At 65.7% G+C, this 19,884-nt stretch carries 22 protein-coding genes; 12 read left to right on the top strand and 10 right to left on the bottom strand.

Features of this window, described 5'->3' with window-relative positions:
* Window positions 1-1,232: 1,232 nt before the first annotated feature.
* Complete coding sequence (locus IFT87_RS02815) at window positions 1,233-1,895, top strand: DUF4893 domain-containing protein (RefSeq protein ID WP_342211121.1); 663 nt, start codon at window positions 1,233-1,235, stop codon at window positions 1,893-1,895.
* A 39-nt stretch (window positions 1,896-1,934) separates the two neighbouring features.
* Here IFT87_RS02815 and IFT87_RS02810 read toward each other — a convergent pair whose 3' ends face one another.
* Window positions 1,935-2,426: a hypothetical protein gene (locus tag IFT87_RS02810; protein WP_192007388.1), complete on the bottom strand. Its 492-nt coding sequence runs from the start codon at window positions 2,424-2,426 to the stop codon at window positions 1,935-1,937.
* A gap of 152 nt (window positions 2,427-2,578) precedes the next feature.
* On the opposite strand from IFT87_RS02810, the gene uvrA reads away from it, so the two are divergent.
* From uvrA to IFT87_RS02785, 5 genes are all read left to right on the top strand, one after another.
* Complete coding sequence (uvrA, locus tag IFT87_RS02805; protein WP_037530537.1) at window positions 2,579-5,473, top strand: excinuclease ABC subunit UvrA; 2,895 nt, start codon at window positions 2,579-2,581, stop codon at window positions 5,471-5,473.
* Between the two features lie 86 nt (window positions 5,474-5,559).
* Window positions 5,560-6,333 (top strand): DUF5343 domain-containing protein, encoded by a 774-nt coding sequence (locus IFT87_RS02800; protein ID WP_192007386.1) that lies wholly within the window; start codon window positions 5,560-5,562, stop codon window positions 6,331-6,333.
* 68 nt (window positions 6,334-6,401) lie between these two features.
* A complete protein-coding gene (locus IFT87_RS02795) occupies window positions 6,402-6,923 on the top strand; it encodes a Swt1 family HEPN domain-containing protein (RefSeq protein WP_192007384.1) in 522 nt (173 codons plus the stop codon).
* A gap of 237 nt (window positions 6,924-7,160) precedes the next feature.
* Complete coding sequence (relB, locus tag IFT87_RS02790; protein WP_192007382.1) at window positions 7,161-7,337, top strand: type II toxin-antitoxin system RelB family antitoxin; 177 nt, start codon at window positions 7,161-7,163, stop codon at window positions 7,335-7,337.
* A complete protein-coding gene (locus IFT87_RS02785; RefSeq protein WP_192007380.1) occupies window positions 7,334-7,609 on the top strand; it encodes a type II toxin-antitoxin system mRNA interferase toxin, RelE/StbE family in 276 nt (91 codons plus the stop codon). Before relB ends, IFT87_RS02785 begins: the two co-directional genes overlap by 4 nt.
* Here the strand turns inward: IFT87_RS02785 and IFT87_RS20275 are convergent.
* The gene (locus tag IFT87_RS20275) at window positions 7,600-7,704 is read right to left on the bottom strand and encodes a BrnA antitoxin family protein (RefSeq protein WP_084215206.1); all 105 of its coding nucleotides are present in this window, start codon (window positions 7,702-7,704) and stop codon (window positions 7,600-7,602) included. The two genes, IFT87_RS02785 and IFT87_RS20275, sit on opposite strands and share 10 nt — an antisense overlap.
* A 203-nt stretch (window positions 7,705-7,907) precedes the next feature.
* Here IFT87_RS20275 and IFT87_RS02775 point away from each other — a divergent pair, with 203 nt between their 5' ends.
* The 6 genes from IFT87_RS02775 to IFT87_RS02750 all read left to right on the top strand — a co-directional run bounded on the left by IFT87_RS02775 (window position 7,908) and on the right by IFT87_RS02750 (window position 11,603).
* Window positions 7,908-9,539 carry a hypothetical protein gene (locus tag IFT87_RS02775; protein ID WP_192007378.1) on the top strand — a complete coding sequence of 544 codons (1,632 nt, stop codon included), beginning with the start codon at window positions 7,908-7,910 and terminating at the stop codon, window positions 9,537-9,539.
* Between the two features lie 27 nt (window positions 9,540-9,566).
* Entirely contained in the window at window positions 9,567-9,851 is a 285-nt protein-coding gene (locus IFT87_RS02770; protein WP_156360224.1) for a hypothetical protein, read from the top strand.
* Between the two features lie 30 nt (window positions 9,852-9,881).
* On the top strand, window positions 9,882-10,325 hold the full coding sequence (locus tag IFT87_RS02765) for a DUF3597 domain-containing protein (protein WP_192007377.1): 444 nt from the start codon (window positions 9,882-9,884) through the stop codon (window positions 10,323-10,325).
* Window positions 10,326-10,399: 74 nt separating this feature from the next.
* Window positions 10,400-10,813 carry a glycine zipper 2TM domain-containing protein gene (locus IFT87_RS02760; RefSeq protein ID WP_192007376.1) on the top strand — a complete coding sequence of 138 codons (414 nt, stop codon included), beginning with the start codon at window positions 10,400-10,402 and terminating at the stop codon, window positions 10,811-10,813.
* Between the two features lie 249 nt (window positions 10,814-11,062).
* Complete coding sequence (locus IFT87_RS02755) at window positions 11,063-11,275, top strand: cold-shock protein (protein ID WP_031394996.1); 213 nt, start codon at window positions 11,063-11,065, stop codon at window positions 11,273-11,275.
* Window positions 11,276-11,378: 103 nt separating this feature from the next.
* The gene (locus IFT87_RS02750; protein WP_056405216.1) at window positions 11,379-11,603 is read left to right on the top strand and encodes a hypothetical protein; all 225 of its coding nucleotides are present in this window, start codon (window positions 11,379-11,381) and stop codon (window positions 11,601-11,603) included.
* A 76-nt stretch (window positions 11,604-11,679) separates the two neighbouring features.
* On the opposite strand, the gene IFT87_RS02745 is transcribed toward IFT87_RS02750, so the two are convergent.
* The 8 genes from IFT87_RS02745 to coaD form a co-directional block, all read right to left on the bottom strand.
* Window positions 11,680-12,618, bottom strand: a complete 939-nt coding sequence (locus IFT87_RS02745) for a cell wall hydrolase (protein ID WP_306286355.1) — start codon at window positions 12,616-12,618, stop codon at window positions 11,680-11,682.
* Between the two features lie 167 nt (window positions 12,619-12,785).
* Complete coding sequence (locus IFT87_RS02740; protein ID WP_192007375.1) at window positions 12,786-15,623, bottom strand: M16 family metallopeptidase; 2,838 nt, start codon at window positions 15,621-15,623, stop codon at window positions 12,786-12,788.
* Window positions 15,624-15,631: 8 nt separating this feature from the next.
* Window positions 15,632-15,847 carry a hypothetical protein gene (locus IFT87_RS02735; protein ID WP_197975095.1) on the bottom strand — a complete coding sequence of 72 codons (216 nt, stop codon included), beginning with the start codon at window positions 15,845-15,847 and terminating at the stop codon, window positions 15,632-15,634.
* Between the two features lie 9 nt (window positions 15,848-15,856).
* Complete coding sequence (gene tgt, locus IFT87_RS02730; RefSeq protein ID WP_192007374.1) at window positions 15,857-17,002, bottom strand: tRNA guanosine(34) transglycosylase Tgt; 1,146 nt, start codon at window positions 17,000-17,002, stop codon at window positions 15,857-15,859.
* Window positions 17,002-17,445, bottom strand: coding sequence for a calcium-binding protein (locus tag IFT87_RS02725; RefSeq protein ID WP_037529892.1), 444 nt, complete (start codon window positions 17,443-17,445; stop codon window positions 17,002-17,004). Before IFT87_RS02725 ends, tgt begins: the two co-directional genes overlap by 1 nt.
* Window positions 17,446-17,452: 7 nt before the next feature.
* On the bottom strand, window positions 17,453-18,508 hold the full coding sequence (queA, locus tag IFT87_RS02720) for a tRNA preQ1(34) S-adenosylmethionine ribosyltransferase-isomerase QueA (RefSeq protein WP_031439971.1): 1,056 nt from the start codon (window positions 18,506-18,508) through the stop codon (window positions 17,453-17,455).
* 7 nt (window positions 18,509-18,515) lie between these two features.
* On the bottom strand, window positions 18,516-19,238 hold the full coding sequence (locus IFT87_RS02715; protein WP_031439972.1) for a peptidylprolyl isomerase: 723 nt from the start codon (window positions 19,236-19,238) through the stop codon (window positions 18,516-18,518).
* A gap of 116 nt (window positions 19,239-19,354) precedes the next feature.
* On the bottom strand, window positions 19,355-19,876 hold the full coding sequence (coaD, locus tag IFT87_RS02710; protein ID WP_031439973.1) for a pantetheine-phosphate adenylyltransferase: 522 nt from the start codon (window positions 19,874-19,876) through the stop codon (window positions 19,355-19,357).
* Window positions 19,877-19,884: the final 8 nt, after the last annotated feature.

The following is a 19,884-nucleotide window of genomic DNA, read 5'->3' as shown; positions in this document are numbered from 1 at the left end:
CCTGGCGAAAGCCGGCACCCACGGTCACGGCGAACCCGGCGATACCGCACTATAATAACCCGCTCCGCTACGATGAGTCCCGACGTCCGCCGGGACGACGGGGAGTGCGGGCGGGGGCGGGGGCGGGGGCGCGCGCGATAAAATCCCACCCGCAATCCCCGGAGCCGCGACGTTCGCCCCGCGGCAGCCCGCACCCGCAGCCCCGCACCCGCAGCCCCGCACCCGCAGCCCCGCACCCGCAGCCCCGAACCCGCAGTGATCCACCCCGGAGCAGCCCGTCCCCACAACCCTCCGGAGCCGCAACGACCTGCAACCCCATCCGTCATCCCGGCGAACGCCGGCACCCACGGTCACGGCGGACCCGGCGATACCGCGCCGTCATAACCCGGTCCGCGACCATGGGTCCCGGCGTCCGCCGGGATGACGGGGGATGGGGGCGGGAGCGCGATAAAGTCACACCCGCAGAGCCGGAGCCGCGGCGTTCGCCCCGCGGCAGCCCGGACCCGCAGCCCCTGGACTCGCGGTGAACCACTCCGAAGCAGCCCGCCCCCACAACCCCCTGGAGCCGCAACGACCCGCACCCCATCCGTCATCCCGGCGAACGCCGGGACCCATGGTTACGGCGGACCCGGCGATCCCGTGCCGCCATAACCCGGTCCGCGACCATGGGTCCCGGCGTCCGCCGGGATGACGGGAAGGGGAGGCGCCACAAAATCGCTCCCGCACCCGCCACAACCCGCCCCCTCCCGTCATCCTGGCGAAAGCCAGGATCCAGAGCCGCAAGCGTAACCCCCTGCGGCTCTGGATCCTGGGTCGAGCCCGGGATGACGGCAGGGGGTAGGCGCATCCTGTCTTTAGCCATCGATCGCCTGGCCACCGCGGCTGCCAAACTCGCGACGACCCGCCCCCGCAAAGGGCCGCGCACGCCACCGTCACGCCCACCCCCCTCTCGTCATCCCGGCGAAAGCCGGGACCCAGAGCCCCAAGCGCACCCGCCCGCGGCCCTGAGTCCCGGTTCGGGCCGAAATGACGACAGGCAGGGGGTTGCCTCGCACCCCGCCAATCTCCACCAACCGCTCACCCGCACCTCACCGCATCCATCCCTCACCTCGGGTCGAAACTGAGCCAGATCAGTGCAGTTGTTAGCAATCCGTTTACCAGCCCGGCATAGCCACTCGTCTCCACGCCGCGGCGACGCCATCGTCGCGACCGGCCGTGCAAGGAGCCTGCCCGTGCGTGCGTTGATGATCCTGGCGATAGGAACGGCCTGTCTCGCCGGCTGCGCGACGCAGCCCCGGGGCGGCAGCGCGGACAAGGCCCCGGCGGTGGCGGCGGACCCCGCACCGGCCGCCCCAAACTGGACGACGATCGCGACGCCCGACGACCGCGCGCGGCTCGCGGCGCTCGACGCCAGCTGGACGCGCGCGCGCGCCGCCGTGCCCAGACGGCTGGCGGGCCGCGTCGCGGCCGAGGGTGCGCTGCTCGATCCCGCAGGCGCACTCGACCTGCCCGCGCTGTCGCCGGGCTCCTATCGCTGCCGGCTGGTCCGGCTCGGCGGGCGGGCGGGCTATGCGAGCTTCGCGCCCGATTTCTGCTATGTCGACGGCGACGGCGCGGGGCTGTCCTTCACCAAGCAGACCGGCACGACGCTGCCCGGTGGCTGGCTGCACCCCGACGGCGACCGGCGGCAGGTGTTCCTCGGCACGGTGCGCACCACGCCCGCGCAGGTCGCGCCGCCCTATGGCACCAACCCGGCGCGCGACGTCGCGGGCGTCGTCGAACGTGTCGGCCCGCTGCGCTGGCGCCTCGTGATGACGCGCGCGGGGCAGGGCGCGATCCTGGATCTCTACGAGCTGGTCCCGGTGCCGCCTGCGACGCCCGCGACGCCGCGCTGAGCTTGGAATCCTCCCCCTTGCGGGGGAGGATCGGAAGCGTCAGCCCTTTGGCGGCTTGGCGAAGTTCGCCGCGAAGCGCTCCAGGCCCGATGCGAACGAGTCGATCACCTTGGCGAATTCGGGCGGCAGCGCAGCAGCGTCGCTCCTGGGCGGTTCCGGCGTCTCGCCCGCGAACGGTCCGCTGCCCGCCGACGACGCGCCCGGAGCCTCCGGCGAAGCCTCGGCCGAGGGTTCTGGCGGCTTGGGCGGCTTGGGTGGCTCGGGCGGTGCAGGTGGCGGCGTCGCACCGCGCATATCCTTCGCCGTGATCGCGGTCGCCGCCATCATCAGCCCGGCCGCGATCACCTGGCGTCCCGCGGGCGTCCCCATCTGCCGCGTCAGCGCCGCCGCGATCCCCGCGAACGGTGCCGCGCCGCCATGCTTGCCCGCCTTGGCGGACCAGCGCGCCTCGAACCCCTCGCCTTTCGTCGCGCCCGTCTCGGCCTCGCGCTCGCTCGCCTCGCGTTCGCGACGCTCCTTCTTCTTGCCCATCTCGGTCTCCAGCACTGTATTGTACTAACAATACACTATGTAACTATCGTCGGCACCTTGGACAATGGTTCGGCGTTACCCATCTTTGCGAGCACCCGCCCGGCGCCCTCCCGGGCTTGTCGCGTCCGAACAAATGTGGAACAGACTCTCCTATGCTGACCAAGATTTCCGTACGCGGCGCGCGTGAACACAATCTCAAGGACGTCGATATCGACATCCCCCGCGACACGCTGACGGTGATCACCGGGCTGTCCGGCTCAGGCAAGTCGAGCCTCGCCTTCGACACCATCTACGCCGAGGGCCAGCGCCGCTACGTCGAGAGCCTGTCCGCCTACGCCCGCCAGTTCCTCGAGCTGATGCAGAAGCCCGATGTCGACCATATCGAGGGCCTCAGCCCCGCCATCTCGATCGAGCAGAAGACGACGAGCCGCAACCCGCGCTCGACCGTCGCGACCGTCACCGAGATCTACGATTACATGCGCCTGCTCTGGGCGCGCGTCGGCATCCCCTATTCCCCCGCGACCGGCGAGCCGATCGCCGCGCAGACCGTCAGCCAGATGGTCGACCGCGTGATGGCGCTCCCCGAGGGAACGCGGCTCTATCTGCTCGCCCCCGTCGTCCGGGGCCGCAAGGGCGAGTATCGCAAGGAACTCGCCGAGTGGCAGAAGGCGGGCTTCACCCGCGTCCGCATCGACGGCACGATCCACGACATCGACGAGGCGCCCGCGCTCGACAAGAAGTACAAGCACGACATCGAGGTCGTCGTCGACCGCCTCGTCGTCGGCGGCGAGATCGCCACGCGCCTTGCGGAATCGTTCGAAACCGCGCTGAAGCTCGCCGAAGGCCTCGCCTATGTCGACCCCGCCGACCCGGTCGAGCCGCACACCCCCAAGTCCGAGATCCTCGGCAGCAACGCCCCCGACGGCCGCATCGTGTTCAGCGAGAAATTCGCCTGCCCGGTCAGCGGCTTCACCATCTCCGAGATCGAGCCGCGCCTCTTCTCGTTCAACGCCCCCCAGGGCGCGTGCCCGGCCTGCGACGGCCTCGGCGAGAAACTGCTGTTCGACGAGGACCTCGTCGTCCCCAACCACATGCTCAGCATCAAGAAGGGCGCGGTCGTCCCCTGGGCGAAATCCAACCCGCCCTCGCCCTATTACATGCAGGTTCTCGGCAGCCTCGCGCGCGAATATAAGTTCGACATCGAGACCCCCTGGGGCGAGCTCCCCGAAGAGGTCCAGCGCGTCATCCTGCACGGCTCGAAGGGCAAGCCCGTCACGCTCACCTTCATCGACGGCAAGAAGAAATACGACGTCTCCAAGCCGTTCGAGGGCGTCATCGGCAACCTCAACCGCCGCCTGCTCCAGACCGAGAGCGCGTGGATGCGCGAGGAGCTGAACAAATACCAGTCCGCCGCCCCGTGCGAGGTCTGCGCCGGCGCGCGCCTGAAACCCGAAGCGCTCGCGGTCAAGATCGCGATGAAGGACATCAGCTACGCGACCCACCTCTCGGTCGTCGACGCGCTCCAGTTCTTCACCGACATGCCGCAGCATCTCGGCGACCAGCAGAACGCGATCGCCGAACGCATCCTCAAGGAAATCGTCGAGCGCCTCGGCTTCCTCAACAATGTCGGCCTCGACTATCTCAACCTCGACCGCACCAGCGGAACGCTCAGCGGCGGCGAGAGCCAGCGCATCCGCCTCGCGTCGCAGATCGGCAGCGGCCTGTCGGGCGTGCTCTACGTCCTCGACGAGCCCAGCATCGGCCTGCACCAGCGCGACAACGACATGCTCCTCAAGACGCTGCGGCGCCTGCGCGATCTCGGCAACACCGTGCTCGTCGTCGAGCATGACGAGGACGCGATCCGCACCGCCGATTACATCATCGACATGGGCCCGGGCGCAGGCGTCCGCGGCGGCCAGGTCGTCGCGCAGGGCACGCTGAAACAGATCCTGAAGTCCAAGACCAGCATCACCGCCGACTATCTCAACGGCACGCGCGAAGTGCCGGTCCCCGCCACGCGGCGCAAGGGCAACGGCAAGAAGCTCACCGTCCACAACGCCACCGCGAACAACCTGACGGGCGTCACCGCGAGCTTGCCCCTCGGCACCTTCACCTGCGTCACCGGCGTCTCGGGGTCGGGCAAGTCGAGCTTCACGATCGACACGCTCTACGCCGCCGCCGCGCGCGAGCTCAACGGCGCGCGCATCGTGCAAGGGAAACACGACAAGATCACCGGCCTGCAATATCTCGACAAGGTCATCGACATCGACCAGTCGCCGATCGGCCGCACCCCGCGCAGCAACCCCGCCACCTATACCGGCAGCTTCACGCAGATCCGCGACTGGTTCGCCGGCCTCCCCGAAGCCCAGGCGCGCGGCTACAAGCCCGGCCGGTTCAGCTTCAACGTCAAGGGCGGCCGCTGCGAGGCGTGCCAGGGCGACGGCGTGCTCAAGATCGAGATGCACTTCCTCCCCGACGTCTATGTGCAGTGCGACGTCTGCCACGGCGCGCGCTACAATCGCGAGACGCTCGAGGTGAAGTTCAAGGGCCACAGCATCGCCGACGTGCTCGACATGACCGTCGAGGACGCCGCCGAGTTCTTCAAGGCGGTCCCCCCGATCCGCGACAAGATGGCGATGCTGGTCGAGGTCGGCCTCGGCTACGTCAAGGTCGGCCAGCAGGCGACGACGCTCTCGGGCGGCGAGGCGCAGCGCGTCAAGCTCGCCAAGGAACTCTCGCGCCGCGCGACCGGCAACACGCTGTATATCCTCGACGAGCCCACCACCGGCCTGCATTTCGAGGACGTCCGCAAACTCCTCGAAGTCCTCCACGCGCTCGTCGAGCAGGGCAACACCGTCGTCGTGATCGAGCATAATCTCGACGTCATCAAGACCGCCGACTGGGTCCTCGACCTGGGGCCGGAGGGCGGCGTCAAGGGCGGCGAGATCGTCGCCGAAGGCACGCCGGAAAAGGTCGCCAAGGCCAAGGGGAGCTTCACGGGCAAGTATCTGGCGCCGTTGCTGGAGAAGCGGGTGGCGGCGGAATAAGCCAAACTCCCGCTCCCTGTGCGCAGCGACAGACCGCGCGGAAGCATGGGAAGGGTGAGGATGCGACGTTCGGCTATTGCGACGCTATGGCCGACTCGACAACGCCAATAAATATTATAGGTTACGTTGCGAAGGGAAGCGCAATGGTAGCAGACTTAGGAGAGCAGGAGCTTCTGTCGGGCCAGGATTCACAGTCAGTTAGCCTAAAGGCAAGTTCCGAGAAAAAAAGAGAAATAAAAGGCGGGCTACCTTACTCCACTTCTCCCGTAACTTTTAAAAATACGCTTGATTCGATCATTGTTGCTGAAAGGCCAGAACGTTTTTCGAGCGACTTTATGGCTACAGTCTTGAAAGTGTCTGGAGGGTCAGCGCGTCCGATTCCTCCAATGCTGAAAAAGATGAACTTTATTACAAGCGACGGGATTCCCACCGATTTATATTCGAAATTTAAATCTGATTCGGCAAGGGGGCAGTCTGCTCTTGATGGATTAAAGGCGGCGTACGGCGAACTTTTTAAGCGAAACGAGTTTGTATATCGCGCTGAAGAGAGTGGCGTAAAAGACATTATAGTCGAGATCACTGGTCTCAAAAAAGCTGATCCGATTGTCAGTTTAATCTACCGGAGCTTCGACGCGATAAGGCAGTTTACAGACAGAGCCGCGACACCTGCCGGTGATAGCTCTGTTGTCACTGCTCGCCAAGACGATCCAGATGATCGCCCAGCCGTGGCTGACGTTACGACCGGCCATCGGAGGGGAGGGCTTGGGCTTTCTTATCACATTAACGTGATTCTGCCAGAAACTGAAAACATAGCAGTCTTTAACGCTATATTTCGAAGCCTGCGAGAGAATCTATTGTGACATCAACTCAGGCGATAGAACTACTTATCCTAAAATCGGCTGTTATTACCCGAGAGCTAAATCGGGTTATGTCGACTTTGAAGGTAACGAACGTTCGGTCTGCGCTTGAGCGGGAAACCGACACTTTAATAAGTGGCTACATCGATCAGATCAATTTCGAGATCGTTAGCAACGCCGAGAGAATGGCGGAGTTCTATAAAGTATTCTTTGCTCTTGAGAACGATATTAGAAACCTAGTCGAAGAGACGCTGCAATCTGAACGCGGTGACGAATGGTGGAGTAACGCCGTACCACAGAGCGTTCGAGAGAATGCGCAAAAAAATATAGACAGGGAGGCGTCTGAAGGTCTCCCGCCCCGGTCAACCAGACCGATAGAGTACACAACGTTTGGAGAGTTGAATGATATTATAAAGGAGAATTGGACTAGTTTTTCAGGAATATTTTCGAGGGTGTCAAAGAACCGAGTGCTTCGGGTTCTCATCAGGCTTAACCATGCTCGGGGACCGATCGCTCATTCTAATTTGCTACCCGAGGAAGAGGCTGTCCGCCTCAAATTGGCAATCAGAGACTGGTACAAGTTAATGGAGTAAAAACCGAAGAGAGGGCGATTGCTTCACAATCACCAGCAACGCCGGCTCGCTCTGCCCCTGGGCACCTCGGGCTGCTCTAGTTTAACTCTGCCAGTATATCGGGTCGATCGGCAGCTCCACCGGCTGCTTGGCGCGATCGCGTAGCAGCCGCCATGCAAGCCGCCGTACAGGCCGAAACATAGGCCAGCTTCCCGCCAACAGCTTCCGGGTCCCGTCGCCGCCTGCTATACTATGCGTATGGCCAAGCTCTCGCCCATCGGATCCGAATTCGAGACCACCGAAGAGGCGGAAGCCTATGACGCGTGGTTCCGCGCGAAGGTCGAAAAGGCGATGACGTCCACCGAGCCCGGCATCCCGCACGATCAGGTCATGGCGATGGTGCAGGAGATCATCGAGCAGCATCGGCCGCGGTGACGCTGCCGCTCGTCTGGACGGACGACGCTACTCGCGACTTGCTGGCAATCGCCAACTATATCGCGCCGCGAAATTTCGCCGCCGCGCAACGGCTGATCGTCGCGATCAGGCACACAGCGGAGACGCTGCCTGATCACCCCTATATCTACCGCCCCGGCCGCATCGCCGGCACCCGCGAGGCGGTGGTCCATCCCAACTACATCCTCGTCTACCGCGTCACCGGGACGATCGAGATCCTTGCCATCCTCCACGCCCGCCAGCGCTACCCCTGAAGCCCCGCCGCCGCGCACAACGCTGCATTGATCCGCCCCCGCCAGCCCGACCCGCCGTCGCGAAACTCCGCGCGGACGTCGGGATCGACCCGCACCGTTCCCTGCGGCCTGACCCTGCAACCCCTCGGCCGAGCCGCGCCGTCTCAGCCGCCCGATCCGGCCCCCCACCGCCGCCCGACCGCCGAATTGCACGAAACACCTCGCCAAAAGGTACGGAATGACCGCCCCGGGGGGCTGTCCTACTACCCCCGTTTCAGCATATCTGATCGGTCCTCTCCCCTCGGGATAGGATCAAACCGTGAACAAACGTTCCGACACGCCGCCCCGCGCACCGGCCTTCGCGACGGTCCCCGGCACCGACTATGCCGCGCTCTACGCGCCCGAGCCCATAAAGCCGCGGATCACCTCGACCGCCGACACCCCCAGATGGGGCGGCACGCCGGCGCGGCTGCGCGTGCAGCCCGGCCCCGCCGTCCCGGGCGCCGGTCTGTCGGTCCCCCGCGCGATCGTCTCCGGAGGCGGCGCCCCCGCGAGCTATCCCCGCACGGACGATCGCTACACGGCCGTGACGGCCTCGCCGCCCACCACCTTCGTCACCGGCGGCACGGAGGACGATGACGACGACCCCCTCGACGCACCCGCCGCCGTGGCGCCGCCCCGCGCGCCCGGCGACCCGGACGCGCCCGGCGACCACCCCGACCCGCACCAGCCCGCGCGCGACGCGCTCGACCTCATGCCACCGGGCGCCGCCTGCGGCTCGCGCCGCCAGGACGGCTGGTCCGCCGCCAACCAGCGCCGCTTTCTCGAGGCGCTCGCCGAGGGGCACGGGGTCGATGTCGCCGCGCGCCGCGTCGGCCTGTCCGCCACCTCGGCCTATGCGTTCCGCCGCACCGCCAAGGGCGCGGTGTTCGCGCTCGGCTGGCGCGCCGCCGCGCTCGTCGCGCGCGATTCGATCGCCGAGACGTTGCTCGTCCGCGCGCTCGAGGGGACGGTCGACACGATCGTCCGCGGCGAGACGGTCATCACCCGGCACAAATATGACAACCGGCTCGGCCTCGCGCTGCTCGCCCGGCTCGATCGCCAGGCGGAGAGCGCGCCCGATGCCGATGCCAAGGCCGCGCGGCTCGTCGCGCAGGAATTCGACGCCTATCTCGATCTCGTCGGGCGCGATCAGGGCGCGGCGCGCGCGGGGCTGTTCCTCGCGCGGCGGACCGGCGGGGCAGGGGCAGGGGCAGGGTGTGCTGACGAACCCGCGGGCGGCGACGCGCATTATCTCGGGCCGATCTACGCGCTCGCCGCCGCCGACCGGCTCGTCCGCACCGGCGTCGCGACCGCGGCCGAGGTCGATATCGCCGATCTCGATCCCGCCGCGCGCGCCGGCTGGAGCGGCGAGCAATGGGCGCGCGCCGAGGCCGCCGGGATGGTCGCGTTCGCCCCGCCGCCACCCGCGGCCCCTCCCGCCGGGGACGACGAAACCGCTTTATCGTCTCAACATTCGCAACATTCGGCCGAGGGGGAGGACGACGACGACGATTATGACGACGACGATGACTATGCGGAGGCGGGGGACGTCGGGGGCGCGGTGCCCGGTTTCGACCCGCCGGTCTGGCGCTGCGCGGCGACCGGCGCATGGCGCACCCGCTTCCCGCCGCCTGCGGGGTTCGCGGGCGCGGTGGTCGGCGACTATGGCGACGACGACTATGCCCGCGCGCTCACGCCGGCCGAGGCGGAGTTGATGGACGCGGCGCAGGATCTGTCGCGCGCGTCGCTCGCGGCGTCGGAGCGGCAGGATCGCGACCGCTGGTTCGCGCGCGTCACGAAGCGGATCGCCGCCCTGACGGTTCAGCTCGCCGCGTCGGCGGATCCCGGCGACGGTTCCGGTGCCGAACCCGGCCTCGATCCGGGAACAGGGTTGCACGCAAGCCGTTGAGGCTGCGCAACAACCAGGACATTCGTCATGCCAACCCCCGTGCGTCATCCGCACCGCAAGCCCAAGACCTTCGGTCGCACCGCGATCGCCGCGGGGGTCGCCGCGCTCGGCCTGGGCGGTGCGCTGCTCGCGGCCTGGCTGCGCCGCGCGCCCGCCAATCCGGCCGAGCATGCCGCCCCCGATCTCGCCCCCGCCCGCCCGCATCCCGGCCCCGCCGACCGCGCGCCGGAGGCCTTTCGCCCCGATCCCACCGCGGTCCCGACCAAGGCGGAATATGACTCGCTGCGTCCCGCGACGCTGCCGGTCACCTGATTTCAGTTTTTCTTTTTTGCGGAGAGTTTCATGAGCATTTTCAGCAAGATCAAATCCGCCATCTTCGGCGAAAAGGGCCCGCTCGGCAGCGGCCATTTCGGCACCCCCAAGCCCGCCGCACCGGCACCCGCGCCGGCCCCCGCCGCCATCGCCCCGAAGCCCGCCCCCGCTGCGCCGGCGGCCCCCGCTCCACAGACCGCCCCAGCCGCCACCCAGCCGGTCGACGTCGAGGCGGTGCTCTCGGGCATGGCGTCGCGCAAGAATTCGGACCTCAACTGGCGCAGCTCGATCGTCGACCTGATTAAGCTGCTCGACCTCGACTCCAGCCTCGACAACCGCAAGGAACTCGCGACCGAGCTCGGCTATACCGGCGCGAAGGACGGCAGCGCGGAGATGAACATCTGGCTGCACAAGGCCGTGATGCGCGAACTGGCCAAGAATGGCGGCACCGTTCCCGCAGGTCTGCAGGACTGAGTGGTCGGGCGCCGGCAACCAAGGCCGGCGCCAAGCATTGAGGTGATACCGACAACCCTCTGAAAGGACGCGAAATGCGCGCTATGACGCTGGGCCTTATGGCTGCCTCCACCCTGATCGCCGGTTGCGTCGGCGGTGGCGGCGACCGCTACGTCGTCGACCCGCGCTATCGGTCCTACGACTATAACCGGCCCGACCCTGCCTATGGCAGCTACGACGCCGGCCGCTACTACCGCGACGACCGCCGCTACCGCGAACGCCGCCTGTCGAACAACGACCGCATCTACCGCGGCAATGACGGCCGCTATTATTGCCGTCGCAACGACGGGACGACCGGTCTGATCGTCGGCGGCGTGGCCGGCGGCGTGCTCGGTAACGTGATCGCACCGGGCGGTTCGGGCCTGCTCGGCACCGTGCTCGGCGCCGCCGGCGGCGCGCTCGCCGGACGTGCGGTCGATCGCGGCAACACCCCGGCACGCTGCCGCTAATGTCCGGGGCTGGCGGCGTTCTGTTACGCCGCCGGCCTTGGCGCTGCGGGGGATCTTTCTGATGGTAATGGTCGTCTAAAAACACCGCCAGATTTGCAATTTCGGGTCGTCTGGCCCATATGGAGATTTGCTACAGTCGCATATCGACGGTTCTTGGCGCTTTGCGGCACCTTTCTCCTTCTTTCCCTGCTCCGCGGCATCGGGCGGTCCGAACCTCGGATTGCCCCATAACAAAGAAGGAGCCATCGCATGGCTATCACTGGCACCGTAAAGTTCTTCAACGCCGACAAGGGCTATGGCTTCATCGCTCCCGATGGCGGTGGCAACGATGCATTTGTGCACATCACCGCGGTTGAGCGCGCCGGCATGCCGACGCTGAACCAGAACCAGCGCGTCACCTACGAGCTCGAGCCCGACAAGCGCGGCAAGCAGTCGGCTGTGAACCTCCAGCCGGCCGACTGAGGCTGTCGGCGGACTTGTCCGCCGATGACTGATTTCGGTTGCGGCGCGGCGACCCCTCTGGTCGCCGCGCCTACTTCCTCTAGGTCCTCAGGAGCGCAGCAGCATGGCCGATAATCCAGAATTCTACCGGGCCCGCGCTGAAGAAGAGCGTCGCAATGGCGATGCCGCCTCGCTCGACAATGTCCGCGACCGCTGCCGCCGCGCCGAAAAGGCCTGGGATGACATGGCCAACCGTGCCGAGCGCACGCAGACGTTGCGCGCCGCCCGCGAAGCTGCCCCTCCCGGTGGCGAGCGCATGGCAAATACCACGATGATCCCCGCCGAATAAGATCGGCTTAGAACGGCCGCCGCCATCGGCGGCCGTTTCCATATTTAGCGTTTGAGCGTGGCTACACGCCGCACCGTCAGCGCACTCCACCTGTATCCTTCCATTTGTCGAGGATTTCCGGCGCGGGCGGTAATCGATCCGCTTCGATTGGCGTCGACGCACGAGCGACCGCACTTGTTGGAACCGTCGCCGACATGGTGTCAGCCGGACCTGAATCGCCTCTGGTGCCACCCGCGCTATCAGGCAGCGCTGTGGTCGAGAGTACTGCAAATGCCGCCCCGGTGGCCCCGCCTGGCACGGGCTCGTGACCGAGATAGTGCTGGTTAAAGGCAGCAACGGTGCCCCAATAGTCTCGCCACCGGTGGAAGAAATGTGCACCGACGACCGCCGTCATCACCAGACTACGGCTCCAGGGCGGCGTGACGGCATAGGTATGATAATGCGTTGCCAGTCCGACCGGAGTGTAGACATAGCCCGCCAAAGCCATCGCCGCATTCCGCTCAGCCCGGACCCAGGCAAACCTGGCCGGCGCGTGCGCGGTGGCACCGTCACAGGCAAAGCTAAACTGACATGCAGTCGGTGCCCCGCCCGAATGCGGCCCCTGATAGACCACGCCGCAGACGCTTGCCGGGAAGGCGGGATGGCGGACACGATTGAGAATGACCTGAGCAACCGCGCGTTGCCCGGCATCGGGCTCGGATGCGGCCTCGTAATAGATCGCAGTCGTCAGGCAGAACAACGCCCGCGCCCGGTCCGCCGCGCTGGTCCTCGTCATTGAAAAGGGACGCGCCGCCACGATGCCGGGATCCCCTGTACGAATATCAACGGAACTGGGCACCTTGGGGAGGGCGGTCGTTCCCGTCACCCCGGGGACGGGAGCCCCAAAGTCCCCGGGAATGCTCTTGAGGGCATTGCTATGGGGCCCCTCGCCATCACCGCCGCGCAGAGGTGTCCCGGCATCCCTTGGCGCGTAGCGGAACGCCGCGTGCGCAAACAGCGCGGTCGACGCGATCACGCCGGATATGGCCACCGGCAACCATCGACGTCTCGATGACCGGGAGGCCCAGCGCGTCGTGTTCAAAATCCCGCTATCCTTGCGCCACCGTCATCAAAGACGGCCAGCCATATCGCAGGAAACCCTACCGTTCCGCTACCGAATGCCCGCGGTCCTCCCGACGAGAGTCATTTAAGTGCGGCGGTATCGAGCTTTAACGCAGCCTCGGGGATCAGCTCGGTCTGCGGGTAGGCTTGACGGAGCGAGGGGGCGAACTGCCTGGCATCGCCGACAACCACAATACTGGCCTTTTTGGGATCGAGCAGCGCCGCGGCTGCGGTTTGGACCGACGCGGAATCAACTGCGCCAACCTTTGCCGTAAACTGCTGCAGTTCATCGACGCTGACGCCGTTCTGGACATAGGATCCCAGAATTCCCGCCACGCCGGACGTCGTCTCGATCCCGCGCCCGAAATTCCCGACAAGTACCGCCTTGCGTGTCTCCAGTTCGCCCGGGGATACGGGCGCCTTGCCCATGCCCGCCAGCTCCGCTGCGATCAGCGAGACGACTTCCGTTGCGGTAGGGTTCTTGGTCTGTGTCCGCGCGGCAACCGTTCCCTGTGTCTTCCCCGCGTCCAGCGTGCTGCCTGCGCCATAGGCCAGACCGCGCTTGATCCGGATTTCCTGGTTCAATCGTGAAGAGAAGCCTCCGCCAAGCACGGTGTTCGCTACCGCTAGCGAATAATAGCGGGGGTCGGTACGTGCGATCGCCGGCCGGGCGACGACGACGCCAGCTTGGCCCGCATCGGGCATGTCGACGACGATCACGCGAGGCGCCGGGTAATCGATCGCCATGGCGGGTGTCGTCGCCGCGCCGGTCTTCTTCCAGGGGCCGAATTGGGCGTCGGCCAGCGTCTTCGCCTGCGCTGCGGTGACGTCGCCGACCATGATGAGCGTAGCCTGATCGGGGCTGAAGCTGCGCGCATAGGCCGCGGTGATGTCGGCCCGGGTGATCGCCTTCAACGAGATCGGGGTGCCGCCGATCGGTGCGCCATAGGCGGACGCGCCGAGAACCGCCCGGTCGGCGACCAGTGCGGCAAGCTGCGCCGGATTCTTGAGCGCGAGCGATACCGCGTCGATTTGCTGCGTCCGTGCCCGTTCGATTTCGTCGAGCGCGAACGCGGGGTGCATCGCTACATCGGCAAGGATCGACAGGGCAGGGGAGAGCTGATCCGCCTTCACCGTGACATCGACGGCGGCACCGTCGCTGCCCGCATCGCTGCCGATCGATCCGCCGAGCCCTTCGATCTGCCGCGCAATCTGCGTGGCCGTCCGCGTGCGCGTGCCTTTGGTCAGCAACTCGGCCGCCAGGCTGCTGACACCTGCCCGATTAGCAGGATCGGTTGCCGCGCCGCCACCGGTAACGAGATAGGCGGTGACGATCGGCAGATCGTGCCGCTCTACGGTGATAAGCCGCATGCCATTGGCGAGCTGGGTCGAGATCGGCTGGGGTAGGGTCGGCGAAATCGGTGTACCGGGGGCGGGGGGAAGGACGCGCTGTCCTTCGGCGGCGGGGGTAACAATCTCGACGCTGGCAGGCGCCTTAAGATCGGCGACGCGGACGGTGGGGGCCACATCGATCGTCGCGACCCGCGTCGCGGCCGGCTTGGCATCGAGCGGGAGATACCGGATCGTCGCGGATTGCGCGTCAGCCAGATAGGTCCGTGCGACGCACTGGATATCTGCGGCCGTGACCTGCGCAATAGCCGCGAGCTGGCGGTCTGCGGCGCGCGGATCACCATCCACGATCACCGATGACGCAAGGGTGCTCGCCTTTCCTTCGGCGGTTTCCCGGGCGATGATCGACGCTGTCAGAATTTCGTTCTTCGCCTCGGCCAGTTCGGCAGGCGTGACGGGGGCATCGCGCAGCCGTGCGATCTCTCGCTTGAGCGCGGCCTCGCCAGCGTCAACGCTCTTGCCCCCGGCCATGATGGCATAGACGACCAGATTGCCAGTCGACTGCTTGCTGTCGATCATGGCGTCCGCGGACTGTGCGAGTTGATCGCGGTAGACGACGCTTTCGTAGAGCCGCGAGCTCTCGCCCTCCGACAATATCGCTTTCAGGAGACTGAGCGCGGGGATGTCGGCAGCGCGGTCCGCCGGAATATGATAGCTGATCAGCACCGCGGGGAGCGGCGTGTTGGGCTCGTAGACGGTACGCGTCACGGCTTGGGTACGGGCCGGCTCGGCGACCGTCACCCGGGGAATTTCCCCGCTCGGCTTCTTGATGGGGGCGAAGTAGGTGTCGATCCACCGGTCCAGCTGTGCAGGTTCGAAATTGCCCGAGACGACCAGAACCGCATTGTCGGGTCGGTAATAGGTTGCATGAAAGGCGCGGACGTCGTCGATGCCGGCGGCTTCGAGGTTTTCCAGGCTGCCGATTGTGCCACGTGCATAGGGATGTCGTACATAGGCAAGCGCGGGATAATAGAGTGAGAACAGCTTGCCATAGGGCCGGGCCAGCGTGCTCTGGCGAAGCTCCTCCTTCACGACGTCGCGTTCGGAGGCGAAGCTCTTGGGTTCGACCACAAGGCTCGCCATTCGGTCGGCTTCGGCGAACAGCAGACGCTGCAAGTGATTGGCCGGCACCACCTCGTAATAGTTTGTATAGTCGTCGTTGGTCGATGCGTTGTTATAGCCGCCGACGTCCTCGGTCAGCCGGTCCATCTGTTCTGACACCAGGTTGCGGGTCGATTTGAACATCAAATGTTCGAACATATGGGCAAAGCCGGACCGGCCCTTGGGATCGTCCTTCGACCCGACGTCATACCAGACCTGGACCGACACGTTGGGTGTCGCCGTGTCCCGGATGGCGTAGACACGCAAACCGTTGGCCAGCACGCGCTCAGTGAAGGCGAGCGGCTTTACGGAAACGTTCGACGTAGATTTTGGGGGGGCGGACTGCGCCACCACCGCTGCAGGACAACAGGCTGCACCAAGCAGCAAGGCGGAGCGGAGGAGGCGCATCTGTGTCCTTACTTCTGGGTACGCGAGCGGTTAAAAAGCACCGCGCCGGCGATGGCGGCTGAGCCTATGCCGACGCCAAGCCCGATCTTCGCAAGTGGCCAGGTCTTCGCTTTCTCTACGGTCGCCTTTGCCGCGGCTTCGGCGTGAAGCTTTGCTTCCTTGGCTGCGGCGAGGATTTCGTTGGGGGTATCGTCGTCGGCAGCCGTTGTGATGGGATCGGTCACGTCACTCTCCTAACTCGATTTCCGACCATACTCCGCTCGGAAATCATTTGCGAACTTCGTCAATGTGCCGGCGGCGATCGCAGCGCGCAGATCTGCCATCAGCGTTTCGTAGAACCAGATATTGTGCTCGGTCATCAACATCGCGCCCAGCATCTCGCCCGCGCGGACGAGATGATGCAGATAGGCCCGGCTCCAAGTGGCGCAGACCGGGCAGGCACAGTCGGCCGCCAGCGGCGACTGGTCCTCGGCAAACCGGGCGTTGCGGATGTTGATCGGCCCCTTGCGCGTGAACGCCTGGCCGGTTCGCCCTGACCGGGTCGGCATGACGCAATCGAACATGTCGATTCCGCGCTCGACAGCGCCCACGATATCATCAGGCTTGCCGACGCCCATCAGGTAGCGGGGTTTATCGGCGGGCAATTGTCCCGGCGCGAAATCCAGGCATCCGAACATCGCCTCCTGTCCTTCGCCGACCGCCAATCCGCCGACCGCATAGCCATCAAAGCCGATATCGATCAGCGCGTCCGCCGAGGATCTGCGGAACGACTCATTCAGCGCGCCTTGCTGGATTCCGAAGATCGCGTTGTTCTCCGCATGCGCACCGCCTGCATCGAAGGCATCGCGTGATCGCTTCGCCCAGCGCATCGATCGTTCCATGGCGGCGGCCTGAACCTCCCGCGTGGAGGTCGTCGGGACAAGCTCGTCGAACGCCATGACGATGTTCGACCCCAATAAACGCTGGATCTCGATCGACCGTTCGGGGCTGAGCAGGTGCCGGGTGCCGTCCAGATGCGATTTGAACGACACGCCCTCCTCGGACCGCTTGGTAAGATCGGCAAGGCTCATCACCTGATACCCGCCCGAGTCGGTCAGGATGGGCTTCGACCAGCCCATGAAGCCGTGAAGCCCGCCCAGTCGCGCGACGCGTTCCGCGCCCGGACGCAGCATGAGATGATAGGTATTGCCAAGGATGATGTCGGCCCCGGCGGCCGCCACGTCGTCGGGCTTCATCGCCTTGACCGTCGCGGCGGTGCCGACCGGCATGAAGGCGGGGGTACGGATCACGCCGCGCTGCATCGCGATCTGGCCCGTGCGTGCTGCGCCATCGGTGGCGGAAATCGTGAAGTCGAAACGTGGGGACACGGGATGATCCATTAACGGCGCTTGCCGCGCGGTGGGGCGTTGGGGGCGAAGCTCCTGATCGTCAGCAGTTCCTCGCGTACGAGTACGCCGTCGCGGTTGCGGTCGAAGCGGAGAAAGAACTGCGCAAATCGGGCCTGAAGTTCGGCAAGGGTGATCGCGTTGTCGCCGTCGCGATCGACTTCGAAGGGGCTGGGCAGGGCGTTGCGATCGCCAAGCCATTTCAGCGACCAGTCGGCATAGGCGATATAGCCGATCTTACCCGTCGTGCTGCCCTCGGCACCCGCAAAGCTCCGCGCGAGGCAAGCGTCGAGTTCGGGCCTGGTCACCCGCGCGTCGCGATCCGCATCGCAGGCGGCGATCAGCATTGCGGCCGGTTCGGCAAAGATCGTTGCGGGCGGTTGCGCGATCCCAGCGGAAGGCACGACCTGCAAGGCCAGAATCAACGGGATCAACATGGGCCGGTCATGGCAGCAGCAGGCTGGCATCGCCATAGCTGTAGAAGCGATACTTGGCCGCAATTGCATGCGCATAGCCGGCCTGCATCCGCTCGCGTCCCATCAGCGCCGATACCAGCATGAACAACGTCGATCGCGGAAGGTGGAAATTGGTCATCAGGCCATCGATCCCCTTGAAGCGGTAGCCCGGCGTGATGAAGATCGCCGTGTCGCCCTCAAACGGGCGGATGATGCCGTCGTCACCGGTCGCGCTCTCGATCAGTCGCAGCGATGTCGTGCCGACCGCGATCACCCGGCCGCCGGCGGCGCGCACCGCATTCAGCTGGTCCGCCGTGGTGGCATCGATCCGGCCCCATTCGGCATGCATCTGGTGATCGTCGGTATCGTCCACCTTCATCGGCAGGAACGTGCCCGCACCGACGTGCAGCGTCAGCGTTGCCTTCCCGATGCCCGCAGCCTCGAGCGCCGCCATCACCGATGGGGTGAAGTGCAGCGCCGCGGTCGGCGCCGCGACCGCGCCGGGCTCGGCGGCGAACATTGTCTGGTAATCCTCGGCGTCGCGCGCGTCCGTCGGGCGCTTCGCCGCGATATAGGGAGGCAAGGGCATTCGCCCCGCGCGATCGAGCAGCAGTTCGATCGGTTCGTCGCCTGCGAATTCGAGCGCGTAGCTGCCGTCTTCTGCCCGGTCGACCGCCCGGGCGACGACGCCGTTGCCAAAATCGATCGGATCCCCATCGCGCAGACGGCGCGCATTTCGAATGAAGGCGCGCCAGCGCCGCGGCCCCTCGCGCTTGTGCAGCGTCGCCCCGATCTTCGCCCCGGACGAGAGCTGCCCGTCCTGCTCGATCCCAGCACGACGCCCTTCGAGCTGCGCCGGAATGACCCGCGTGTCGTTGAACACCAGCAGGTCGCCGCGACGCAGCTGTCCAGCCAGATCCGTGACGCGCAGGTCGCGTGTTGCATCCCCGTCTAAGACCAACAGCCGTGCGGCATCGCGCGGCGTTTCGGGCCGGAGTGCGATACGGTCGGTCGGCAGGTCGAAGTCGAAAAGGTCGACGTTCAACGGATTCTCACTTCTTCGCGGGGGCCTTCTTGGCAAGCTTGGGCTTTGCAACGACCGCCGGTGCTGGCCTCGACTTGCTGCTGCCGGTCCCCGGCAGGGTTACAGGCACGCCCAGTGCCGGTGGCGGGGTAACGGGCGCGGCGACATAGGCCGGTGGGCTGTCCGCAGCGATATAGGCGTGCAGGATACGCGAGGGGTTTGCCGGCGGCTCGCCGCGCTCAATGGCGTCGACATATTGCATGCCGTCGATCACCCGGCCGAACACGGTATATTTCTTGTCGAGGCTGAGGCGCGGCTGAAAGACGATGAAGAACTGGCTGTTCGCGCTGTCTTCCTTTTCCGAACGCGCCGCGGACACCGCGCCGCGAACGTGCGGCAGATAATTGAACTCGGCCTTCACGTCGGGCAGGGGTGAGCCACCGGTACCGTCACCCTTTGGATCGCCGCCCTGTGCCATGAACCCGTCGATCACCCGGTGAAACGCCAGGCCGTCGTAGAAATGCTGCCGGGTCAGGGTTTTGATGCGCTCGACCATCAAAGGGGCGACGTCGGGACGAAGCCAGATCGTGACCCGGCCCCCCGTCGACAGGTCAAGCAGCAGCAGGTTCTGCGTGTCCGTCGTCAACGGCGGGGTAGCGCGTCCGGCAACGGCGGGATCGATGATCTGGGCGGACGCAGGCGCCGCGACGAGGCACCCGAGGATCGCAAACATACCGGCGAAAAAGCGCATCAAATCCCTACTCGCATTGGCCATGAGGCCGGGGCCGACCTTGAAGCCCGCCGCTTAGAACAAATCCGTGCTTGCGCCAAACTGAACATCGTCTGCCGACTGGCGTCCCGCGCGCGTCAACTTCCCTTGCGGCCGATCTGATTGACGCGGGCAATGACCTCTTCACTGACGGCAGGCGGCACGAATTTGGCTATGTCCCCGCCGAAGAGCGCGATTTCCTTGACCAGCTTGCTCGCAATCGGCTGCAGCGCGACATCCGCCATCAGGAACACCGTCTCGACCCGCGGATTGATCTGCTGGTTCATCCCCGCCATCTGATATTCATATTCGAAGTCGGCGACGGCACGCAGACCGCGGACGATGACCTTTGCCCCTTCGCGCTCGGCAAAATCCATCAACAATGAGTCGAACGCGACCACGTGGATCTCGCCGGCCACGCCGTCTACCTCACGCCTCACCATCGCCATGCGTTCCTCGATCGTGAACATCGGCGATTTGGAGGCGTTCGTCGTGACGCCGACGACCAGCCGGTCGACGAGCTTCGCGCCACGCCGGATGATGTCCATATGGCCTAGCGTGATCGGGTCGAACGTACCCGGGTAAACACCGACCCTTACGGTCTCTTGGCTTGCCGTCATGGTCGGTG

The sequence above is a fragment of the Sphingomonas sp. CFBP 8765 genome (assembly GCF_014841445.1).
In the GTDB taxonomy this organism is placed as follows: Bacteria; Pseudomonadota; Alphaproteobacteria; order Sphingomonadales; family Sphingomonadaceae; genus Sphingomonas; species Sphingomonas aerolata.
Note: the sequence above shows the minus strand (reverse complement) of the source record. Positions and strands in the feature narration are given on the sequence as shown.